This window comes from Marinobacter sp. (assembly GCF_052091845.1).
Taxonomy (GTDB): Bacteria; Pseudomonadota; Gammaproteobacteria; order Pseudomonadales; family Oleiphilaceae; genus Marinobacter.
Window position 1 is genome coordinate 113004 of the sequence record NZ_JBQDCO010000002.1, and the last position, 21903, is coordinate 134906.

General features: G+C 56.2%; 18 protein-coding genes. 14 read left to right on the forward strand and 4 right to left on the reverse strand.

The window, feature by feature from the left end; genetic code table 11:
* Positions 1-8 precede the first annotated feature (8 nt).
* Positions 9-1130, forward strand: coding sequence for an NAD(P)/FAD-dependent oxidoreductase (locus ACTHYN_RS01350; RefSeq protein ID WP_441810686.1), 1122 nt, complete (start codon positions 9-11; stop codon positions 1128-1130).
* A gap of 26 nt (positions 1131-1156) precedes the next feature.
* Here the strand turns inward: ACTHYN_RS01350 and ACTHYN_RS01355 are convergent, their stop codons facing one another.
* The 3 genes from ACTHYN_RS01355 to ACTHYN_RS01365 all read right to left on the reverse strand — a co-directional run bounded on the left by ACTHYN_RS01355 (position 1157) and on the right by ACTHYN_RS01365 (position 4329).
* Entirely contained in the window at positions 1157-1630 is a 474-nt protein-coding gene (locus tag ACTHYN_RS01355; protein WP_441810687.1) for a Dps family protein, read from the reverse strand.
* Positions 1631-1764: 134 nt separating this feature from the next.
* Positions 1765-3207, reverse strand: coding sequence for a dihydrolipoyl dehydrogenase (locus ACTHYN_RS01360; RefSeq protein WP_441810688.1), 1443 nt, complete (start codon positions 3205-3207; stop codon positions 1765-1767).
* Between the two features lie 69 nt (positions 3208-3276).
* Entirely contained in the window at positions 3277-4329 is a 1053-nt protein-coding gene (locus ACTHYN_RS01365) for a 3-deoxy-7-phosphoheptulonate synthase (RefSeq protein ID WP_441810689.1), read from the reverse strand.
* A gap of 365 nt (positions 4330-4694) precedes the next feature.
* Between ACTHYN_RS01365 and ACTHYN_RS01370 the strand changes: the two genes are divergently transcribed.
* Entirely contained in the window at positions 4695-5489 is a 795-nt protein-coding gene (locus ACTHYN_RS01370; RefSeq protein WP_441810690.1) for a secretin, read from the forward strand.
* 3 nt (positions 5490-5492) lie between these two features.
* Here the strand turns inward: ACTHYN_RS01370 and ACTHYN_RS01375 are convergent, their stop codons facing one another.
* Entirely contained in the window at positions 5493-6005 is a 513-nt protein-coding gene (locus ACTHYN_RS01375) for a molecular chaperone DnaJ (protein ID WP_441810691.1), read from the reverse strand.
* A 173-nt stretch (positions 6006-6178) separates the two neighbouring features.
* On the opposite strand from ACTHYN_RS01375, the gene ACTHYN_RS01380 reads away from it, so the two are divergent.
* The 12 genes from ACTHYN_RS01380 to nuoH all read left to right on the forward strand — a co-directional run bounded on the left by ACTHYN_RS01380 (position 6179) and on the right by nuoH (position 21898).
* Positions 6179-7294 (forward strand): efflux RND transporter periplasmic adaptor subunit, encoded by a 1116-nt coding sequence (locus ACTHYN_RS01380; protein WP_441810692.1) that lies wholly within the window; start codon positions 6179-6181, stop codon positions 7292-7294.
* Positions 7294-10371, forward strand: a complete 3078-nt coding sequence (locus ACTHYN_RS01385; RefSeq protein ID WP_441810693.1) for an efflux RND transporter permease subunit — start codon at positions 7294-7296, stop codon at positions 10369-10371. The genes ACTHYN_RS01380 and ACTHYN_RS01385 overlap by 1 nt, the downstream gene beginning before the upstream one ends.
* Positions 10372-10510: 139 nt before the next feature.
* On the forward strand, positions 10511-10834 hold the full coding sequence (locus ACTHYN_RS01390) for a DUF3301 domain-containing protein (protein ID WP_441810694.1): 324 nt from the start codon (positions 10511-10513) through the stop codon (positions 10832-10834).
* 119 nt (positions 10835-10953) lie between these two features.
* On the forward strand, positions 10954-12249 hold the full coding sequence (locus ACTHYN_RS01395; protein WP_441810695.1) for a pyridoxal phosphate-dependent aminotransferase: 1296 nt from the start codon (positions 10954-10956) through the stop codon (positions 12247-12249).
* A 56-nt stretch (positions 12250-12305) separates the two neighbouring features.
* On the forward strand, positions 12306-13130 hold the full coding sequence (locus tag ACTHYN_RS01400) for an inositol monophosphatase family protein (RefSeq protein WP_441810696.1): 825 nt from the start codon (positions 12306-12308) through the stop codon (positions 13128-13130).
* Positions 13131-13250: 120 nt separating this feature from the next.
* Positions 13251-13661: an NADH-quinone oxidoreductase subunit A gene (locus ACTHYN_RS01405; protein ID WP_441810697.1), complete on the forward strand. Its 411-nt coding sequence runs from the start codon at positions 13251-13253 to the stop codon at positions 13659-13661.
* A 32-nt stretch (positions 13662-13693) separates the two neighbouring features.
* Entirely contained in the window at positions 13694-14374 is a 681-nt protein-coding gene (locus ACTHYN_RS01410; RefSeq protein ID WP_441810698.1) for a NuoB/complex I 20 kDa subunit family protein, read from the forward strand.
* A gap of 97 nt (positions 14375-14471) precedes the next feature.
* Positions 14472-16259 carry an NADH-quinone oxidoreductase subunit C/D gene (gene nuoC / locus ACTHYN_RS01415; protein ID WP_441810699.1) on the forward strand — a complete coding sequence of 596 codons (1788 nt, stop codon included), beginning with the start codon at positions 14472-14474 and terminating at the stop codon, positions 16257-16259.
* 2 nt (positions 16260-16261) lie between these two features.
* Positions 16262-16786 carry an NADH-quinone oxidoreductase subunit NuoE gene (nuoE, locus tag ACTHYN_RS01420; protein WP_441810700.1) on the forward strand — a complete coding sequence of 175 codons (525 nt, stop codon included), beginning with the start codon at positions 16262-16264 and terminating at the stop codon, positions 16784-16786.
* Positions 16783-18135, forward strand: coding sequence for an NADH-quinone oxidoreductase subunit NuoF (gene nuoF / locus ACTHYN_RS01425; RefSeq protein WP_441810701.1), 1353 nt, complete (start codon positions 16783-16785; stop codon positions 18133-18135). The genes nuoE and nuoF overlap by 4 nt, the downstream gene beginning before the upstream one ends.
* Positions 18135-20891: an NADH-quinone oxidoreductase subunit NuoG gene (gene nuoG / locus ACTHYN_RS01430; RefSeq protein WP_441810702.1), complete on the forward strand. Its 2757-nt coding sequence runs from the start codon at positions 18135-18137 to the stop codon at positions 20889-20891. The genes nuoF and nuoG overlap by 1 nt, the downstream gene beginning before the upstream one ends.
* Positions 20888-21898 carry an NADH-quinone oxidoreductase subunit NuoH gene (nuoH, locus tag ACTHYN_RS01435; RefSeq protein ID WP_441810703.1) on the forward strand — a complete coding sequence of 337 codons (1011 nt, stop codon included), beginning with the start codon at positions 20888-20890 and terminating at the stop codon, positions 21896-21898. Before nuoG ends, nuoH begins: the two co-directional genes overlap by 4 nt.
* The last annotated feature ends 5 nt before the right edge of the window (positions 21899-21903 follow it).

Consider the following 21903-nt stretch of genomic DNA (forward strand, 5'->3'; position numbering starts at 1 on the left):
TATGTGACATGGAAACTTTCGATCTGATTATCGTTGGGGCTGGTCCAGCAGGGTCTACCCTGGCCAAAGCTCTTGAAGGTAGCGGCAAGCGCGTGTTGTTGATTGATAAACAGGATTTCCCCAGAGATAAAACCTGCGCAGGATGGGTAACCCCTGCGGTTATGGAATCCCTGAATATTGATCTGGCAGAATACGGAAACGGGCGTACACTGCAACCCATTCGCCGCTTCCGAATTGGCATGATGGGGCAGCCAGCCGTTGAGAATGACCATGGCAGCGTGGTGAGTTATGGCATTCGGCGCTGCGAGTTTGATCATTACCTGCTGAACCTTACCGATATGCCCAAACAACTTGGTGTTCCGGTCAAACGTATTGTCCGAAAAGACGGCAACTGGCAGATCAACGACGCCTGGTCAGCACCACTGCTGGTAGGTGCCGGCGGGCACTTCTGCCCGGTGGCGCGATTAATCGGCGATGGCCCGGGAAGCCACGAAACCGCTGTGGTGGCCAAGGAAGTGGAGTTCGAGATGACCGACCAGCAAGCCAGCAACTGCGAGGCCCAGGGGGACACGCCAGAACTCTGGTTTTGCCGGGACCTCAAAGGCTATGCCTGGGTCTTTCGGAAGGGTAACTACCTGAACGTAGGTTTGGGGCGAGAAGATAACCATAAGCTAACCGCGCATCTACAGGATTTCGTGGACACCATGAAAGCCACCGGGCGCCTTCCTGCAGACCTGCCAGCCCGCTTCAAGGGCCATGCTTATTTACTCTACGACCACGCGGAGCGACCACTGGTAGACGATGGGCTGCTACTGATTGGCGATGCCGCCGGGCTTGCATACACTCAAAGTGGAGAGGGCATTCGCCCCGCGATTGAATCTGCATTACTGGCGGCTGAGGTCATTCGACAAGCGCCGGACTTCTCTGCCCAATACCTGCAAGAATACGGCGACGCCGTTACTCTGCGCTTCGGCCACCGCGGCTCTGATACGCAGGAGGGGGTTCAAGTGCCAAGCTGGATAAAAATGCCACTGGCGAGCACGTTAATGCGCTCTCACTGGTTTACCCGCAAGGTGGTCACTGAAAAATGGTTTTTACACCAAGACGTGTTGCCCCTGGCGGCCAACTGACCGCCAGGTACACGCGCTTGCTGAGCCTATTGGCCCAGGTAGCTGCGATACATCCAAACCGTTTTTTCCTGCTCGGCAATATAGTCACTCATCAACGAGGCCGTGCCTTCATCTTCTGCAGTACCTGCCAGGTTCAGGAGCTCCCGTTGCTTACCAATAATTTTGGCAAAGCTATCGAGAATATTTTCCATGGCCTGCTTACCATCCGAAACGTCTTTCTGCTCCGGAATTTCTGAGCGCTCAATATAAGAGCTGTATGCGTGAGCCGGACGATGGCCCAAGGTTAAAACGCGCTCTGCCACCTCATCAATCTTGAGCAGCAAATCGTCGTATAGCTCTTCAAATTTCACATGTAGCTCAAAAAAGTTATCGCCTTTAATATTCCAGTGATAACCCCGCACGTTCATGTAAAAAATTTGGTAATTAGATAGCAGATCGTTAAGAGAGTTGGCCAGTTTTGATGTTTTTTCGGTGTCCAGACCAATAAAATTCTTACCCATTACACGCCTCCTTTGTGGCTGTTAACTCGATACTGAAATCACTCTAGCTCAGCGCCGCTGCGTCCGGGAAGTTTAGTTATTCAATCCCTTCCATATAATAAAACCATCGAACACAAAAAACCTTTACGAATAGACTATACACCCGGGCCACAATCTGTACAGCCTTCCTCGGGAGCCGGTCCGATATTGAGATTCCGGTTCAGGTCTTTCAGGGCGGTTCTCACCCCTTCTTCAATAACCGGGTGATAAAATGGCATATCCAGCATCTCACTAACTGTTAATCGCCGCTGTGCCGACCAGGCCAACAAGTGGGCGATATGTTCGGCGGCCGGGCCAAACATCTCGGCCCCCATGAACAACCCGCTACCATGCTCACCATACACTCTCAGCAGACCACGGTTTTTGCCCAGTACCCGGCTGCGGCCCTGGTCTTCAAACGACACCTCGCCTACGGCAAAATAACCTTCGCACTGCTTATCCACCTCATCAATCGTCAGCCCCACACTCGCTATCTGGGGGTCGGTAAACACAACTGCAAGGGAAGCGCTTCTCTTACCCGCCATTACTTCCGGATAAGACGCGGCATTATTGCCAGCGATCCGACCTTCGTCTGCGGCCTCGTGCAAAAGGGGCACATCGTTGTTGGCATCACCGGCGATAAAGATATGACTCTGCCCACAGCGCAGAGTGTGCGGGTCAAACACGGGCATACTTTTTTCGTCCAGTTCAATATCCGCATTCTGTATATCCAGGCCATCGACATTGGGCCGGCGCCCCGTGGCCGCCAGCAAATACTCAAACACTTCGGTTTTTTCGCCGGCGTTACTGTCTATATAAGTAATGGCAACCCCGCCATCCACTCGTTCTACACGCTTCACATTCCCATCAGAGTCAAGCGGGAACTCTTCATTGAAGCGTTTAAGCGCATACTCACGAATATTCTCGTCGCGAATTGGCCCCACGGCGCCGCCCACTCCGAACATGCGAACCCGCACGCCCAAACGGCTGAGAGCTTGCCCAAGCTCCAAACCGATCACACCCGGCCCGAAAACCACAACCGATTCAGGAAGATCCTGCCACTCGAATATATCGTCATTCACAACCAACCGGTCTTTCGCCTCCTTCAAAAATCCGGGAATATTCGGTCGCGAACCAGTGGCAATAATAATTCGCCTGGCATGAATCTCAGTTTCACTTTCGACCACCAGACAATTTGGTCCGGTAAAACGAGCATGTCCCTTGATGCGATGCTCTTCCGGGAACTTCTCCACAGAGTGGATAACCGAGTTCACAAACCGATCACGTTCAGCGCGCACCCGCTCCATTACCCTCTTGCCATCCACGGATATGTCACCAGCAGAGACCCCAAACAACTCAGCCTGGGCCATTTGATAGGCGTTATCTGCGGCCGCAATCAGCAATTTACTCGGCATACAGCCCACGCGGGCGCAGGTGGTGCCGTACTGGTCGCCTTCAATGAGCACAACTTTGTCGGTGACTTTTCGCACCCGCTGGTAAGCCACCATCCCTGCTGTTCCTGCACCGATAATGGCAACGTCAACTTCGCGCTTTTCCATAAAACAGTCTCCAGACCGGTTTCCCGAAAACGGGAACCTGGGTGATAGGTGAAAACCAACGCCGGCTCTCTATAGTGAGCGGAGCAAACGCTCTGTCTGATCCCAGCCTAGACACGGGTCGGTAATAGAACAACCGTAGCGCAGATCTGCGCCGTCGTCCTGCCTACCCGCTTCAAGAAAGCTCTCAAGCATTAGTCCGCGAATGCCGGTATTGCCCGCACGTTTCTGGCGCATTACTTCACGGGCCACATCAATTTGTCGCTCAGCCTGCTTGCAGGCATTGTCGTGACTGCAGTCCACCATAATCGCGGCGCACAACTCTGCGCCAGCCAGGCTTTGTGCGGCGTATTGAACACTCGCTTCGTCGTAATTGGTGATACCTCGTCCCCCACGCAATACCAGGTGGGTGTCCGGGTTGCCCTGAGTACTGATCATAACTGGCGTACCATGGCTGGAGACGCCCAGGTGATGGTGCGGGTGAGCACCCGATTTCATAGCGTTAACAGCAGCACTGATTCCGCCGTCAGTGCCGTTTTTGAACCCGGCAGGCATGGGAAGGCCGCTGACCATCTCGCGGTGAATCTGCGATTCGGTGGTGCGAGCCCCTATGGCAGTCCAACTCACCAGATCACCAAGATACTCCATCGCAAAAGGACTCAAAGCTTCGGTCGCCAAAGGCAGGCCCATCTCAGCCAAATTCAACAGTAAACGGCGTGAGCGCAACAAACCTTCGTTAAGGTCTCCGCGCCCTGTTCGTTCGGGGTCGTACAGCAGTCCCTTCCAGCCCACAGAGGTTCTGGGCTTTTCCAGGTAGGCGCGCATCACAATAAGAAACCGATCACTCACCGCATCGGCCAATGCTTTAAGTTTCTCGCCGTATTCCATTGCGGCCACCTCGTCGTGAATGGAGCAAGGCCCAACCACAAGCAAGGTACGGTCGTCCGTACCGTGCAAAATGCCCCGGACGGCGTTTCGGTGCACATCTACCTGGCCGGCAAGCCTCTCATCAACAGGCAAACGAGTCCGTAGTTCAGCCGGTGTTGGCAGCGCGGTTTCCTGCCGGTGCATGACAGCGGAGCTAACCATCTGGGTTTCGCCGGCTGTTTTTAAAGGCATGTTCATATCAGTGTTCCCGTTTCCCTGCGTCAGAATCAAAAAAGCCCCGGCTGGGCTACCAGTCGGGGCTTTCTGAGTCCGACGGCAGCCTGGTTTTTCGCCGGGCTGCCATCCTCGTTGTTCGTTTGGTGAAGAAGCTATGGGCGGCCCTGGCACTGGCTAAAATAAAAGCCATAACCAAACCACCAGCCAAACACAACAGCGACTGCCGCTGTCGGCTTTGTGCCGAAAGCTTGCAGAACATTCAATTGACAGATCGCTTGTGTCGTCTTCATGCTTATTAATATATACCCCGGGTTTTCAACTTGGCAACCCGTAAACCGGTTTTTTAACAAGCAAACCGGATTTTTCGCACAATAAGGAAGCCAGAAATGACACTGAACCTACGGAATCACACCGTTTTGTTCTTGTTCTTGTTTGTGCTCGTAATGGCACTCACCTTCGGCTCTGTTTCTGTCCACGCGGAATCCCGGGCCTACCAGCTAGCCAACCGGCCAGGCGACGATGTAGCCAGCCAGATAAAGGAGCTGTATCAGGACGAGTCTGTTTCCATCACTGCCCGAGGGCAGCAACTGGTGGTTCGGGGCAACTCGCAACTGCTGGATGAAATAGGCACCCTGATCGAAACCCTGGATGTAGCCCAGGCCCAGCTTCGCATCACCGTAAGATCCACCGGGAATATCGGCGGTAAACGCTCCGGCGCAGGCGTTACCACCACGGGAAACAACGTTGGCGTAACCGTGGAACGCCAGGTAACAAGCACCGGCGGCTCCAAAGAGCGCAGCTTAATGGTGATGGATGGACAGTCTGCCCACATCACCTCAGGCCAGGTGCGCACTCTGCCCTTCGCCGTACGCGGTGGCAGAAACCCGGCTGCCATATTTGAGCAGATAGAAACTCACAGCGGGTTTGTTGTCAGCCCGCAGGTTATTTCAGACCGCGCTATAGAGCTGAATATCACGTCTTTCGAGGCAGACCCTGCCGAGCTTGACGGGTATGAGACTCAAGCACTGGTTACTATTCGCCGGGTCGAACCTGGCCAATGGGTGCCTCTGGGTAGCACATCAACCCAATCAACCAGCAAAAATTCGGGCATTGCCTACCGTGTTGAGAGCAGCCGATCAGATAACCGGCAATTTGAAGTGAAAGTAGAAGTTGTACACTAAGTTTTACGCTTTGGTGCGAAGAAGCACGCTTTTGGCTTCGTTTATTTTGGCAGCCAGATAGTCGCTCCCTCCCCTGTCGGGGTGCAACTTTTGCATCAGGCGACGATGGGCTATTACAACATCTTCTTTCGAGCAAACAGGCGTCACACCCAATATTTCGCAGGCCTCGCGTTCTGTCATGCCGTTACCTTGAGCAGGATCCGCTCCGGCCTGCCCGGTGTTCGGCCCTGAGTCACCGCCCGGTTCGCCACTGTCTTTGCCGGAAAACAGGCGCCTCAACGCCGGGAAAAGCCGGGCAAGCTCCGGTAGTTTGCGCAACAGAGGAATAAAGGCAGCTACAGCAGCAGTCAACACATGCACCCGGCCAGTTAAAACCATCACCAACAACAGAACACCGCCGACACCAAGCACAAGCTTCCAGGTTGCAGCTTTCTTCTTTTCCGCGGACAATCCACCCCACTGTTTCAGAATCACAAAGACAGCCGCCGCCAGTGCGATTCCCAGTATCCAATGCATGACTGATCCCTTACTGCTAAAAGTTCGTAAGTCTGGCACTCAACGTAACATCAATGCTAGCCATAAATGCCTACAACGCGGTGACAACTCCACCCTAAATCTTGTAGGATACTATGCTTTTTCGCGAAACCAATTATCCCCGCATCCAAATAGAGATTCCCAGGACCTGAACTATGCGCACTGCTTCCCGCTTCCTGATTGCACTTATTTTCCTTGGCGTGGTGCTTGGCGGCATCTTCGGCTATAAGTTCTACCAATTTGGCCAGATGGAAGAACAGCTGTCCAAGCCTCAGCCGCCTGTTGAAATCTCAGCCACCAAGGCCCGTACAGAAAGCTGGACGCCTTCTATTAAGGCGGTGGGCAGCATCAAGGCTATTAATGGCATTGAGGTGGCCAACGAGATTCCTGGCGTGATTGCGAGCATCAACTTTGAATCCGGCGATGCTGTTAAAAAGGGCGACGTCCTCATTCGTCTGAACACCGCAATTGACGAAGCGGCTGTGCGCACCCGCAAAGCAGAGGCCAATCTGGCGGAACAAGAGTTCAAGCGCATCTCCGACCTGCTGCCAAAACGCGCGGTGTCCCAGTCCCAATATGACGAATCCAAGGCGAATTACGATGCCGCCAAAGCCCGGGTAAATGAGGCAGAGGCTCAGTTGAGCAAAAAGGTCATCCGTGCCCCGTTTGACGGCACACTGGGCATCCGCATGGTGGATCAGGGCGAATATATCGCAACGGGCACATCCATTGTTGAAGTAAATATGCTCGATCCGATCTATGTGGACTACACTCTGTCGGAAAAAAACCTGATCAACGTTGACCGGGGTTACACCGTGATTGCCACCGTCGCCGCGGCGCCGGACCATCAGTTTGAGGGCAAGGTCAGCGCGATTAACACGTCTATCAATCCGGAGACCCGCACCGTGCGCGTGCGTGCCACCCTGGACAATTCGGACACCCTGCTGCGGCCTGGCATGTTTGCAACCATCCGCACCAGGCAGCCTGAAGACAAAGAGGTGGTTACCGTTCCTCGCACCGCTATTTCATATAATACCTACGGTGATTACGTCTTTATTGTGGAAGAAAACGACGAGGGCGATCTGGTCGTCAATCGCCGGTCTATAACGACAGGCGAAACAAGAGACCCTCGCATTGCCATCACCTCTGGCCTCGAAGCAGGTGAGCAAGTGGTTTCCAAAGGATTGCTGAGACTCCGTGCCGGCCAGAAGGTCGAGATTCAGGATAACGACAAGGACGATGAAGAGCAGCCGCAGGAGGCATCCGAGTAATGCGATTCACCGACATTTTCATCCACCGTCCGGTACTGTCGACGGTGGTTAGCCTTCTTATTCTGTTGCTCGGTGTCCGGGCTGCCATGGAAATGGAAATCCGGCAGTACCCTGAACTTGAGAGCACAACGGTTACTGTCACAACCGCCTACCCGGGCGCCAGTTCCGACTTGATCAAGGGCTTTATTACCACGCCCCTGCAGCAGGCAATTGCCGAAGCCAGTGGCATCGATTACCTGACCTCTACCAGCTCCCAGGGTACGTCGACCATCGCAGCCAAGATGAAGCTGAACTACGATGCCAACGACGCCCTGGCAGAGATTCAGGCAAAGGTGGCCAGCCAGCGCAACGTGTTGCCGGCAGAAGCCCAGGACCCGGTTATCACCTCCACAACAGGTGACTCCACAGCGCTGATGTACATCGCCTTTTACAGTGATGATCTCAAGGTACCGCAGATTACTGACTACCTTACGCGAGTGGTGCAGCCGAGAATTCAGGCTCTGGAGGGCGTGGGTAAAGCCAACATATACGGCAGCCCCTTTGCCTTGCGGGTCTGGCTTGACCCGGAACGCCTGGCGGCCGTGGATATGACACCCCAAGAGGTGGTTGCAAAGCTGCGTGCCAACAACTATCAGGCTGCCGTGGGCAACACCAAAGGCACATATACTGAAATCAGTATGACCAGCGACACAGACGTGTCTGATCCGGACGAGTTCCGGAATCTGGTGGTTAAAGAGGCCAACGGCACCCAGATTCGTCTGCAGGACATTGCCAATGTAGAGCTGGGATCGAAAACCTACGACAAGCTGGCACTTTACAAGGGCAAGCGAGCTACGTTCGTGGCGATTGATCTCGCACCTGGCGCCAATCCGCTGACGGTGGCGGGCCTGGTGAAAGACGACCTGCCAGATATCCGAAGCCAGTTGCCTGCAGGCATGAATGTGAGGCTGGCCTATGACTCGTCTGACTTCATTGAAGACTCTATTAATGAGGTTGTTCGCACCCTGCTGGAAGCCATGGTCATCGTACTCGTGGTGGTATTCCTTTGTTTGGGCTCTATCCGCGCATCTGTGGTGCCCTCGGTGGCCGTGCCACTCTCGCTGATTGGCGGCGCCTTTGTCATGCTGTTTTTCGGATTCTCCCTGAACCTGCTCACGCTACTGTCTATGGTTCTCGCCATCGGTCTGGTGGTGGACGACGCCATCATCATGGTGGAAAACATCCACAGGCACATTGCAGAGGGCGAATCGAGATTTGATGCGGCCATACACGGCGCACGGGAAATGGCAGTACCAATTATCGCCATGACCACAACACTGGTTGCGGTATATGCCCCCATCGGCTTTATGGGAGGGCTGGTCGGCTCGTTGTTTACCGAGTTTGCCTTCACTCTGGCGGGCACAGTGGTTGTCTCGGGCATCATTGCACTGACGCTCTCACCCATGCTGTCTGGCATGGTGCTCAAGCCCCACGGAAACCCCGGTAAGTTTGAAAGCCTGGTTGAGCGTACGTTCGACGGCATTGCCTCTGGCTACAAAACGATTCTTGGTTCGTTAATGCAGACCAAATCCGTGGTTGTGTTCTTCGCGCTGGTTATATTGGCCTCTATTTACTTCATGGCGATGATGAGCCAGAACGAATTAGCCCCCACCGAAGACCAGGGCATTCTTTTCTATCAAGGCCTTGGGCCCCAAACAGCCACAATGGACTACCTGACCGAGCACGGAAGCGAAGTTCAGGACCGTATAGCAACGGTGCCGGGTTACCAGGAAGACTTCATGATTATCGGCATCACCGCGCCCAATGCGGTGTTTGGCGGTTTCAAGATGGAGCCATGGAGCAAGCGCGACGTGAGCCAGTTTGAGGTACAACCCAAACTGGATGCCGAACTCAAGCACGTAACCGGCCTGCAAACCGCCGCCTTCGCGCAACCGGCCCTGCCCGGCTCCGGTGGTGGCCTGCCGTTCCAGTTCGTGATCACCACTGGCAACAGCTACGAGCAACTTAACCAGGTTGCGGATGAGTTGCTTGGCAAGGCCATGGGCAGTGGTAACTTCATGTTCCTGAAAAAATCCATCAACTTTGACCGCCCGGTTACACGCATCAAAGTAGATCGTGACCGGGTTGCCGATCTGGGGCTCTCCATGCAAGACGTGGGGCAATCGCTTTCCAGCATGCTTGGCGGCGGCTACATCAACCGCTTTAGCATGGAAGGCCGGTCTTACCAGGTTATCCCCCAGGTGGATCAGGCGTTCCGGCTGGACCAGCAGGCGCTGAATGATTACCACATTCGCACAGGCAAAGGGTCTCTGGTGCCGCTAGGCAGCGTTGTGAGCTTTGAGGACGGTGTAGAGCCATCAAACCGCACTCAGTTCAACCAGCAGAACTCCCTCACTCTGGAAGGGGTTATTATGCCAGGCGTGTCAGCGGGTGCTGCCATGGAATACATCGAGACAACAGCCGAAGAGGTGTTCCCGCAAGGCTTCACCCAGGACTATACCGGCCAGAGCCGACAGCTGGCTAACCAGGGTAACGCTCTGGTTGTGACCTTCTTCCTGTCATTGCTGGTTATTTATCTGGTGCTTGCAGCGCAGTTTGAAAGCTGGAGAGATCCGATCATCATTCTTGTGTCTGTACCCATGTCGGTGGCCGGTGCAATGGGCTTCATAGTGCTTGGCTTCGCCACCATGAATATCTACACGCAGGTAGGCCTGATTACATTGATCGGGGTTGTCTCCAAAAACGGCATACTGATTGTGGAATTTGCCAACCTGCTGCAGAAAGATAAAGGGCTGAACAAAGTAGAGGCCGTTATTGAAGCCGCAGCGATTCGTTTGCGGCCAATCATCATGACCTCGCTGGCGCTGATCTTCGCCATGGTGCCGCTGCTGATAGCCTCTGGCCCAGGTGCCGAGAGCCGCTTTGCCATTGGCCTGACAATCACAGCGGGGCTTGGCATTGGTACTTTGTTTACGATCTTCGTATTGCCCGCGTTCTACATATTGCTGGCTCGCGATCACAACGAACACACAGAGGATCAAAACCAGGGTACAAAGCCGGTGCCGACGAACTCTTAACGGCCAACCGGCAAACTGTAACCCCGGCTCTCCTTAAAGGGTGAGCCGGGTTTTTTTTGGCCTTCAGGCTGGCATACAGGTAGTCTGACACCACGGCCCGTTATTCAAATTGGAAAATCGCCACCATCATGTTGCTATCATGACTCTGGGAACCCTGTTCTGGCTATTTGTTGCAGCCTTCGCCGTATGGTATTGGTGGCGGGCGAAAGCCATTAAAGACTCTGTCCTTCAGGCTGCGCACCGTTACTGCAAAACCATGGACGTGATGCTGCTTGATGACGCAATCTATCTGCGCGGCCTCTGGTTCAAACGGGATGACCAGGGGCAAATCCGCGTTTGGCGGCGCTTTATGTTTGATTTTACCTCCACTGGTGAAGAGCGTTACAGCGGCCGGGTTATTATGCTGGGCCCGCGAATACTGCACATGGAGTTGGAACCGCACCGGTTCTCCTCTGACGTTTAAGATAGAATTCCGGCAGCGTCACCCCATCGCACCTCGGCAATCACCTATCCGCATAACATCCAAAAATATGTTTGTTTTCCTATACTGTTGGTGCCACTCCCAACCAACAGACCGGTAAAATGCACATCCAAAACGACCAGCGCTTTGCGATCAACCTCAACGTTCGGGGCATTCAGCCCTCCGCCACCCTGCGCATTAACGAGCTAAGCAACCAGCTCAAAGCCGAAGGCAAAGACATTATCAAACTCGGGCTTGGGCAATCGCCCTTCCCTGTGCCCGAGCGTGTGGTAGATGCGCTCAAAGAGCACGCCCACGAGAAGGACTACCTGCCGGTTAAGGGCCTTAAAAGCCTGCGTGAATCCATTTCTGGCTATATCAACCGCAGTGAGCGTATGCATAGCACCTGGGAAGACGTGTTGATTGGCCCTGGCTCCAAGGAGCTGCTGTTCATTCTGCAATTGGCCTACTACGGCGACCTGCTTATTCCCCGCCCAAGCTGGGTTTCCTACGCGCCCCAGGCTCGTATTATTGGCCGCTCAGTACACTGGCTGCCCACCCACGCCGACAACAACTGGCAGCTAACCGCAGAAGAACTGGACATAGTGTGCCGGGACGACGTGTCACGCCCGCGCATTCTGATTCTCAACTACCCGTCCAACCCCACTGGCTGCACCTACACGGACGACCAACTTCTGGCTATTGCCAACGTTGCGCGCAAGTACAAGCTGATCCTGCTTTCGGATGAGATCTACGGCGAAGTGCACTTTGAAGGTAAGCACAAATCCATCGCTCGTTATTATCCGGAAGGTACGATTATCAGCACCGGTTTGAGCAAGTGGGCCGGTGCCGGCGGCTGGCGCTTGGGCACGTTTATTTTCCCGAAAGAACTGCGCACCCTGCAGGACGCCATGGCGATCATCGCCAGCGAAACCTACACAGCCACCAGTGCACCCATACAGCATGCAGGCATCACAGCTTTTAACGGGGGCGAGGACATAGACGAATACCTCAAGCAGTCCCGCCGGGTGCTTAAAGTGATTGGTGAATACATGCATCGTCGCCTGGATGACATGGGGGCGGTTGTGCAGAAGCCGGAAGGTGCGTTTTATCTGTTCCCGGACTTCTCGAATTTCCGCGACCGGCTCATCAGAAAGGACATCAAAACCAGCCAGGCGTTTTGCCAGGCATTACTGGAGAACACCGGCGTTGCCATCCTGCCCGCCAGCGATTTCGGCTTTGTGCCGGATCTCCTGGCTGCACGCCTTGCATTCGTAGACTTCGACGGAGCAAAAGCTTTGCATTTGGCCGGCAGTGATTATGCCGATCAGGAATTGGCTGATGACTTTGTGGAGCAAGCAGGCCCTCGCCTGGTGAAAGCCATGGACAAGATGGAGGCCTGGCTGAACAGCCTCTGATCCGGCCCCATGGTAGACTGGCGCTTTCACTCTTTAGAGTCTTGAGCGGGGGCGTTATGTCTAAGTCTGTATCCTTGGGGAGTATCACCGATTTCGCTGAAAACCTGGCACTGGAGGCCGGCGAGTTGATTCGCCGGGAGCGTGACAACAACACCCTGCGCACTGACTACAAACAGCAGACCGAACTGGTCACCCACGCCGATATTATGGCCGATGAGTTCATAACCGACGCTATCCGCAAACGCTTCCCCGATCACCGCATCCTGTCAGAAGAATCCATGCCGGATCTTGGCCAGGCCGAAAACCTGGACACACCTCTGTGGATCATCGACCCCATCGATGGCACGGTAAATTATGCCTACGGCCATCCTCAGGTCGCCGTGTCCATTGCCTACGCCGAAAACGGCCGAGTGCAGGCAGGGGTGGTGCACGCGCCCTTTCCCGGCGAAACCTTCCGCGCCACTCTGGGCGAAGGTGCCACACTTAACAGCCAACCCATTAACCACAGTGGCGCAACGGTTCCCAGGGATTCCCTCTTTGCAACCGGCTTCCCCTACACCAAAGACGAACTTGCGCCACTGATCAGCCGCCTGGATGCGATGATTCACCAGTGTCGCGACCTGAGGCGCATCGGTTCTGCGGCCCTGGATATCTGCTGGGTTGCCTGCGGGCGGCTGGACATCTACTACGAGAATGTCAGCCCCTGGGATTTCGCCGCCGCCCGCCTGATCGCACTGGAAGCCGGCGCCACTGCAGGCCACTTCAGCAAGGTACCCGACGGCTACCCAGCCGATCTCTGGGGCCGCGACATACTGATTTCAGCACCCGCTATCTGGCAGCCTGTGCGCCAGATTCTCCGGTCTGCCTCCGGGTATGATTAACGCCATTCCCCTGTCGGTGTAAAAGTCATAGGTCTTTGACAAGATCTGATTCGCATCCTACGTTTAGGTGTAGCCGGTGATTGGCGAGTATCAAGCTCCTAAATCATTATCAGGACACCTATGCAGCAGAGTGCGACAGCGTTGATTGCCGAGTACTGGGCCATCGGGCTTTTTATCCTGGCCGTGGCGGGGCTGTGCGCGTTCATGATCGGCGTATCAGCGTTGCTCGGCGGTCGCAGCCAGGGGCGCAGCAAGGCGCTGCCTTTCGAAAGTGGCATTATCGGCACAGGCAGTGCACGCCAACGATTTTCCATTCAGTTCTATCTGGTCGCAATGCTCTTCGTGATATTTGATATCGAAGCCGTGTTTCTGTTTGCCTGGGCCGTTTCAGTACGCGAGGTGGGCTGGAGTGGCTTTTGGGGGGCCGCAGTATTTATCGCAATACTTCTCGCAGGGCTTGTTTATGACCAGCGATCTGGTGCGCTGAGCTGGGCCCCGCTGGGTAGCGACAGGCCGCACCGGGGAAGGTAAACACTCATTGGTTTTCATCTGGGAGGCTTGTTATGGCATATACACTTACCCGGGCCGAGGATGCGTTGGCCGCAGAAAACGCACGCTACCCACTCAACAAGGGCCAAAGCGTCGAAGATCCGATGAAACAACAAGTACACCGCAGCGTGTACACCGGCAAACTTGCAGACGTGCTCAATTCCACCGTCAATTGGGGCCGAAAAAACTCCCTGTGGCCCTATAACTTCGGGCTATCCTGCTGCTACGTGGAGATGACCACGGCGTTCACCTCCCCCCACGATATTGCCCGTTTCGGTGCCGAGGTCATCCGTGCATCTCCCCGCCAGGCAGACTTCATGGTTATTGCCGGCACCTGTTTCGTGAAGATGGCACCGGTTATCCAGCAGCTTTACGACCAGATGCTAGAGCCAAAATGGGTGATTTCCATGGGCTCCTGCGCCAACTCTGGTGGCATGTATGACATTTATTCGGTCGTGCAGGGTGTCGACAAATTCTTACCTGTCGATGTTTATGTGCCCGGCTGCCCGCCGCGCCCGGAGGCCTTTTTACAGGGCTTGCAGCTGCTTCAGGATTCTATTCAGGAGGAGCGTCGGCCGTTGTCCTGGGTGGTTGGCGATCAGGGCGTCTACCGTGCCGAAATGCCATCGCAACGAGAGAAGCACCGCGACCGACGCATTCAGGTAACGGAGTTGCGCACACCAGACAGCGTATAAGCCAAGCATTTACCGGCCTGCGGCTTCGTTAAGACCGTAAGCAGGTTTCAGTCTGGCATTTTTACCGCAGGTTGGAGCGAGGGGGGCCACTGCCAAGATGAGCACTGTTAAAACCGACACCGGCACCACAGCCGCTACCGATCACCGAACAAGCTCTCTTGTAGCGCCGCTGCGAGAAAAGTTTGGTGATAAGGTGTTGTGCGAGCAAACCACATTAACGGGCATGCCGGTGTTGTGGGTGAGTCGGGGTGCGCTGATTAATGTGCTGGCAGAGCTGCGCCAGTTACCCGAACCGTTCGAAATGCTGTTTGATTTATCGGCCATTGACGAGCGCCTGCGCAGCCACAGACACGGCTTACCAGACGCCGACTACACCGTGTTCTACCAGCTGCTGTCGGTGTCGGGAAATCGCGACATCATGCTCAAGGTGGCGCTCTCTGAACACGGTTTGTCGCTGCCCAGCGTGATTTCTGTCTATCCCAACGCCAACTGGTACGAGCGCGAAGTCTGGGACATGTTCGGCATTCACTTCGACGGGCACCCCAATCTGTACCGCATCCTGATGCCGCCCACCTGGCAGGGTCACCCGCTGCGCAAGGACCATCACGCCAGAGCCACAGAATTCGACCCCTATACCCTCACGGTAGAGGGTCAGGAAAAAGAGCAGCAGGCGCTGAAGTTCGAACCCGAAGACTGGGGCATGAAGCGGCAAAGTGATCATACCGAGTTCATGTTTCTCAATCTCGGCCCGAACCATCCCTCTGCCCACGGTGCCTTTCGTGTGGTGTTGCAACTCGATGGCGAAGAGATCGTCGATTGCGTGCCAGATATCGGCTACCACCATCGCGGCGCGGAAAAAATGGCTGAGCGCCAGTCCTGGCACAGTTTTATTCCCTACACCGACCGTATTGACTACGTGGGCGGCGTCATGAACAACCTGCCCTACGTGCTGGCGGTTGAGAAACTCGCTGGCATACAGGTGAACGATCGCATCAACACCATTCGAGTGATGATGTCAGAGCTGTTTCGCATTACCAGCCACCTGCTTTTTCTGGGCACCTACCTGCAAGACCTCGGCGCCATGTCGCCGGTGTTCTATACCTTTACCGACCGCCAGAAGGGCTATGACGTGATCGAAGCGATCACCGGCTTTCGCATGCATCCGGCGTGGTTTCGTATCGGCGGCGTGATGCAAGACCTGCCCAAAGGCTGGGATCGGCTCATGCAGGGCTTTGTCGACTGGATGCCTGCCCGACTCCGGGAATACGAAAAGGTAATGATGGAGAACTCTCTGGTGCGCGACCGCACCAAACACATTGCTGCCTTTGATGCCACCAATGCCCTGGCCTGGGGAGTTACTGGCCCCAACTTGCGCGCCACCGGCTGCGACTTTGATCTGCGCAAGCAGCGCCCCTATTCCGGCTATGAAAACTTTGATTTCGAAATCCCGCTGGCGCAAAACGGCGATGCGTTCGATCGCGGCCAGTTGCGTATCGAAGAGATGCGCCAGAGCGTGAAAATTCTCCAGCAGTGCATCAACAATATGCCCGCAGGCGATTACAAAGCAGATCACCCGCTAACCACACCGCCCCCCCGGGAGCGCATGCTGGAGCATATCGAAACCCTGATCACTCACTTTTTACAGGTGTCCTGGGGGCCGGTGCTGCCCGGTAATGAGTCGCTGCAGATGGTTGAAGCAACGAAAGGCATCAACGGTTATTACCTGACCAGTGACGGCGGCACCATGAGCTATCGCACGCGCATTCGCACGCCGAGCTTTCCGCACCTGCAACAGATTCCGGTGCTGATGCGCGGCGGTTTTGTGCCGGATTTGATCGCGCACCTGGGCAGTATCGATTTTGTTATGGCCGATGTGGATCGCTGATTATGTCGCAAATACCTGTCTCTCACAGCACACCCACAGATCTCATCGCAAGCGATGGTTTTCAGCTGCACGAGGACGATCGCCGGGCCATGCTGACCGAACGTGAGCATTACGAGCAGCCCCAGGCCGCCTGCATCGAAGCACTGAAGATTGTGCAAAAGCGCCACGGCTGGGTACCGGATGGCGCGATTGTCGCCATCGCCAACACCCTGGGGGTAGGTGCGGGTGCAGTCGAAGGTGTTGCTACCTTTTACAGCCTGATTTTTCGCCAGCCGGTCGGACGGCACGTAATCTTGCTGTGCGACAGCAGCTCCTGCTTTCTCACCGGTTATGAAGAATTGAGTGAGGCCTTGAGCCAGCGGCTCGGCATAGGGTTTGGCCAGACCACCGGCGACGGCCGCTTTACCCTGCTGCCTGTGTGCTGCCTGGGCGCCTGCGACCGGGGGCCGGCGATGATGATTGGCAACGACACCTTCGGCCCTATCGCAGCAGACGATTTGGGGGAACTTCTGGAGGCTTATCCATGAGTGCAATACCCAAAGATTCACGGCTACGCTATCACTGCCAGTTGCGCCAGAGTGAACAGGAGCGCCAAGCTGAAACGCATCCGCTAACCTGGCGGCTGCGCAAAGACGGCGAACGCATAGGGTTTGAGGAGTATTGTGCAAAAGACGGCTATCAAAGTGTCAGGGACACGCTCGGGCAAAAAACCGCCGCTGACGTAATCGATTCCATGAAGCAGGCCAATGTGCGCGGCCGAGGCGGTGGTGGCTTTTCTGCCGGGCTCAAATGGAGCCTGACTCAGGTGGGCGAACGCCTGCCCCGCGGCTATTTGATTTGCAACGCCGACGAAATGGAGCCGGGCACCTTCAAGGATCGCCTGCTGCTGGAGCAACAACCACACCTGCTGATAGAAGGCATGATCATCGCCGGTTACGCCAACCATTCCTGTTACGGCTATATTTTCCTGCGCGGCGAATACGTTGAGGCCGCACATTCCCTGGCACTGGCCATTGAAGAAGCCCGGCAGGCGGGATTTCTGGGGAGCGACATCGCCGGCAGTGGCTTTGATTTCGACATCGCCCTGCATACAGGTGCCGGGCGTTACATCTGCGGTGAAGAAACCGCGCTGATCAATTCCCTGGAAGGAAAACGCGCCAACCCCAGAGCCAAACCACCTTTCCCCGGTCAGTCTGGTGCCTGGGGCAAGCCCACGGTGGTTAATAACGTGGAGACCCTATGTAACGTGCCAGCCGTAATGCGCCACGGTGCCCAGTGGTATCAGGGGCTATCGGGCGAGATCAGCGGAGATGGCGGCACCAAGTTGTACGGCATCTCGGGTTTGGTCAATCGCCCCGGGCTCTGGGAACTGCCAATTGGCACCAGTGGCAGGGAAATCCTCGAAAGGGCCGGTGGCATGCGCCAGGGCCACGAACTCAAAGCCTGGCTGCCTGGTGGGGGCAGCACCGGCTTTCTGCTGCCAGAACATCTGGATTTGCCTCTGGACTTCGACACCATTGGCAAGCATGGCAGCCGCCTGGGCACCGGCCTGATAGCGGCGGTCAGCGATCGTCAGAGCATGGTTTCCCTGTTGCGGAATCTTGAGGAATTCTTTGCCCGGGAATCTTGCGGCTGGTGCACACCCTGCCGGGACGGCCTGCCCTGGACGGCAAAAATTCTTCAGGCCCTGGAGCGTGGTGAAGGCAAGTCGGAGTACATCGACATTCTTGAACAGCACACGCTCGGGCTGAACCCTCCCCGCACCTTTTGTGCCCACGCGCCAGGGGCCATGATGCCGCTGGAATCGGCGCTCAAACACTTTCGCCCGGAATTTGAGGCGGGGATTGCTCACACATCGCTTGAGGGGGTGAGCTAATGGCATCGATTCATGTGGATGGCAAAGTCTATGAAGTGAATGGAGCAGACAACCTGCTACATGCCTGCTTGTCTCTGGGGCTCGACATTCCCTACTTTTGCTGGCATCCGGCCATGGACAGCATCGGCGCCTGTCGCCAGTGCGCGGTCAAGCAGTACAAAGATAAGGACGACACTCAGGGCAAGCTGGTGATGTCGTGCATGACCCCGGCTACGGATAATAGCTGGATATCCATCGCCGACGAAGAAGCCAAAAAATTTCGCTCCGAAGTGGTGGAGTGGTTGATGACCTATCACCCTCACGACTGCCCGGTTTGCGAAGAAGGCGGCCACTGTCATCTACAAGACGTAACGGTAATGACCGGCCATAACCGACGCCGCTACGATTTCCGCAAGCGCACCCATCGCAACCAGTACCTGGGGCCTTTTGTCGCCCATGAGATGAATCGCTGCATCAATTGCTATCGCTGTGTGCGCTTCTATAACGACTACGCGGGTGGCACCGATCTGGGCGTATTCGGCTCAAACAACAACTTGTATTTCGGGCGCCATGAGGAAGGCGTGCTGGAAAGTCCGTTTGCCGGCAACCTGACCGAAGTTTGCCCCACCGGCGTCTTCACCGATCAAACCCACTCCGACCGCTACACCCGCAAATGGGACATGCAGTTTGCACCCAGCGTTTGCCACCAGTGCGCTATGGGGTGCAACACCAGCCCCGGGGAACGCTACGGCGAAATCCGGCGTATCGAGAATCGCTACAACGGCGAGCTCAATCGCTATTTCCTGTGTGATCGCGGACGTTTCGGTTACGGCTACGTGAATCGCACCGACCGGCCGCGCCAGCCTGAATGGAAGAGTGATTTAAAGAGTGAGCAAACCGATGAAGCGGTCATTCTGGACGTAGACCCAGCGCTTGATCGCGGTGCAGATCTACTGCGCAGCGCTAAACGACTGATTGGCATAGGCTCGCCCCGGGCCAGCCTCGAGAGCAATCATCAGCTGATCAAGCTGGTCGGTCGCGACAGTTTTTCCAACGGCATCGCTGCCCCGGAGCTTGCCTGCCTTGAGCGCATGGCGGAGCTGGAAGTTTCTTGTGGCCTGCCGATTCCTACCTTACGAGAGGTGGAAGCGCACGACGCGGTGCTGGTATTGGGCGAAGATACGATGCACAGCGCGGCTCGCCTGGCACTGGCGATACGCCAGGCTGTGCTGGCAAGGCGCGATGCGTTGGCCGAGGAACGTGGCATTCCGGTGTGGAACGCCGAAGCCGTCAAAACCCTGGCACAGGACAGCCGGCACCCATTGTACATTGCCTACCCCAGAGCCACAGAACTCGACGACATCAGTGCGGGTTCCTGGCAGCTGGCACCTGAAGATATCGCCCGACTGGGCTTTGCCATTGCCCATGCCATTGACGGGAACGCACCCGAGGTAACGGGGCTAGACGCCACTCTGGCAGCGGCGGCACAGACAGTGGCCGAGCAACTGATGGCAGCAGACAAGCCACTGGTAATCAGTGGCGGCTCCCTGGAATCCACCCAGGTACTCGATGCCGCAGGCAGTATTGCCCGGGCATTGTCCCGGCGCACCAAACGCGCCGGCCTTATGTTCATGCGTCGGGAGGCCAACAGCACCGGCCTTACCATGTTGGGTGGTCGCCCGCTGGAATGGGCACTGGATGAAATCACCGAGGGCCGCGCAGACGCACTCGTGGTGCTGGAAAACGATCTGTACACCCGGTTGCCAGCGGCTCGTGTGGGTGCGGCATTAGAGGCTGTGTCCACCCTGGTTGTGCTGGACCATCAACGCACCCGCACCTGGCAACAAGCCAACCTGGGCTTGTCTGCTGCCAGTTTTGCCGAAGCAGACGGCACAGTTGTTAGTCTGGAAGGCCGGGCGCAGCGATTCTTTCAGGTTTTCGACCCACGCTTCTTGCGCCCCGAATGGCGTATTCACGAAAGCTGGCGCTGGTTGCATGCTCTGCGTGCCAGCCTTGTTCGTCACGAAGGCAGCACTCTCTCTCTGGACGAAGCCACGGAAGCCTGTGTTCGGGATTATCCGGCATTGGGGGACATCATTGCGGCCGCGCCGGGTGCAGAGCATCGAATCGAAGGCGTGAAGTTGGCCAGGGCTCCGCACCGCTACAGCGGGCGAACCTCTCTGCGGGCCAATCTCTCGGTGAGCGAGCCGCGCGTGCCGCAAGACCCGGATACGCCCTTCAACTTTTCCATGGAAGGCTACAGTGGCTTCGATCAGCCCCGGAAGGAGATACCGTTCGCCTGGGCGCCGGGCTGGAACTCGCACCAGGCCTGGAACAAATTTACTGACGAAGTGGGCGGACACCTGAGGGATGGCGACCCAGGTGCGCGCCTGGTTGCCCCTCGCCCGGGCGCCTACGGCTATGCCAGCGATATTCCCAAGGCTTTTGAGCAGCGGCAGAACCACTGGCAGCTACTGGTGTTGCCGCGCCTGTTTGGCGGCGAAGAAACCTCCAACCGCGCCGCGCCCATTGAGGAACGTGCAGAGGCACCCAGCATTGGCCTGTCCCAGGACGATGCTGCGCAATTGGGCCTTGAGCAAAACGCTGTGCTGACACTGGTAACGGATACAGCACGGCTGACCCTGCAGCTGCGCTGTGATCAGTGCTTGCCAAGCGGCCTTGTAAGCGTGCCGGCGGGTTTATCCGGCGATTTCCGCAGCGGCGAATGGGCAAGGCTCGACGTTGCTGGCCCTGAGAAAAGGGAGACCCGCGAATGAGCTGGCTAACCACTGGTAACTGGCGCCCTGAATGGTTAACCCCGGCGGTGATGGATATTGCTGTGGCGATGTTTCAGGCGCTAGCCATTCTGCTGGTAGCGGTGCTTGTGGGGGCGATTCTCACGGTGGTGGAGCGTCGTTTGCTGGGCTGGTGGCAGGATCGACACGGGCCTAATCGCGTCGGCCCGTTCGGCGTTCTGCAACTGGTCGCCGACATGATCAAGATCTTCTTCAAGGAGGACTGGATACCGCCTTTCGCCGACCGGACAATCTTTGTACTGGCACCGGCAATCGCCATGGCGTCGTTGCTGCTGTCGTTCATGATTATCCCGATCACCCCGGGCTGGGGCGTGGCAGATTGGAATATCGGCCTGCTGTTCTTCCTCGCCATGGGTGGCATCAACGTTTATTCGGTGCTGCTGGGCGGCTGGGCCAGTGCCAACAAGTATGCGCTGATTGGTGCCATGCGCTCTTCGGCACAGACCATCTCCTATGAAGTATTTATGGGCCTGTCTCTCATGGGCGTTGTCGCCATGGCAGGCACGTTCAACCTGCGGGATATCGTGAATGCCCAACAAGGGATGTGGTACATCATCCCGCAGTTCCTGGGCTTCTGTAACTTTCTGATTGCCGGGTTTGCGGTGGTTCACCGCCACCCTTTCGACCAGCCCGAGGCGGAACAGGAACTGGCCGATGGCTACCACATCGAATACTCCGCCATGAAATTCGGCATGTTTTTCATCGGCGAATATGTGGGCATGCTGCTGATTTCGGCGTTGGTGGTCACACTGTTCTTCGGCGGCTGGCATGGGCCACTGCTGCCGCCCATTGTCTGGTTCGTCCTCAAAACCGGCTTTTTCCTGATGCTGTTCATTCTGGTGCGGGCTGCGTTACCACGGCCGCGTTACGACCGGGTGATGACATTTGGCTGGGTGGTTTGCCTGCCGCTGACACTGATCAACCTGCTGGTGACTGGCGCAGTAATACTGCTGGCTGCGCCGGGCTGAAAATA

Coding starts and splice junctions, on each gene's coding strand:
- ACTHYN_RS01350 (WP_441810686.1), top strand. CDS start 9: ATGGAAACTTTCGATCTGATTATCGTTGGGGCTGGTCCAGCAGGGTCT.
- ACTHYN_RS01355 (WP_441810687.1), bottom strand. CDS start 1,630: ATGGGTAAGAATTTTATTGGTCTGGACACCGAAAAAACATCAAAACTG.
- ACTHYN_RS01360 (WP_441810688.1), bottom strand. CDS start 3,207: ATGGAAAAGCGCGAAGTTGACGTTGCCATTATCGGTGCAGGAACAGCA.
- ACTHYN_RS01365 (WP_441810689.1), bottom strand. CDS start 4,329: ATGAACATGCCTTTAAAAACAGCCGGCGAAACCCAGATGGTTAGCTCC.
- ACTHYN_RS01370 (WP_441810690.1), top strand. CDS start 4,695: ATGACACTGAACCTACGGAATCACACCGTTTTGTTCTTGTTCTTGTTT.
- ACTHYN_RS01375 (WP_441810691.1), bottom strand. CDS start 6,005: ATGCATTGGATACTGGGAATCGCACTGGCGGCGGCTGTCTTTGTGATT.
- ACTHYN_RS01380 (WP_441810692.1), top strand. CDS start 6,179: ATGCGCACTGCTTCCCGCTTCCTGATTGCACTTATTTTCCTTGGCGTG.
- ACTHYN_RS01385 (WP_441810693.1), top strand. CDS start 7,294: ATGCGATTCACCGACATTTTCATCCACCGTCCGGTACTGTCGACGGTG.
- ACTHYN_RS01390 (WP_441810694.1), top strand. CDS start 10,511: ATGACTCTGGGAACCCTGTTCTGGCTATTTGTTGCAGCCTTCGCCGTA.
- ACTHYN_RS01395 (WP_441810695.1), top strand. CDS start 10,954: ATGCACATCCAAAACGACCAGCGCTTTGCGATCAACCTCAACGTTCGG.
- ACTHYN_RS01400 (WP_441810696.1), top strand. CDS start 12,306: ATGTCTAAGTCTGTATCCTTGGGGAGTATCACCGATTTCGCTGAAAAC.
- ACTHYN_RS01405 (WP_441810697.1), top strand. CDS start 13,251: ATGCAGCAGAGTGCGACAGCGTTGATTGCCGAGTACTGGGCCATCGGG.
- ACTHYN_RS01410 (WP_441810698.1), top strand. CDS start 13,694: ATGGCATATACACTTACCCGGGCCGAGGATGCGTTGGCCGCAGAAAAC.
- nuoC (WP_441810699.1), top strand. CDS start 14,472: ATGAGCACTGTTAAAACCGACACCGGCACCACAGCCGCTACCGATCAC.
- nuoE (WP_441810700.1), top strand. CDS start 16,262: ATGTCGCAAATACCTGTCTCTCACAGCACACCCACAGATCTCATCGCA.
- nuoF (WP_441810701.1), top strand. CDS start 16,783: ATGAGTGCAATACCCAAAGATTCACGGCTACGCTATCACTGCCAGTTG.
- nuoG (WP_441810702.1), top strand. CDS start 18,135: ATGGCATCGATTCATGTGGATGGCAAAGTCTATGAAGTGAATGGAGCA.
- nuoH (WP_441810703.1), top strand. CDS start 20,888: ATGAGCTGGCTAACCACTGGTAACTGGCGCCCTGAATGGTTAACCCCG.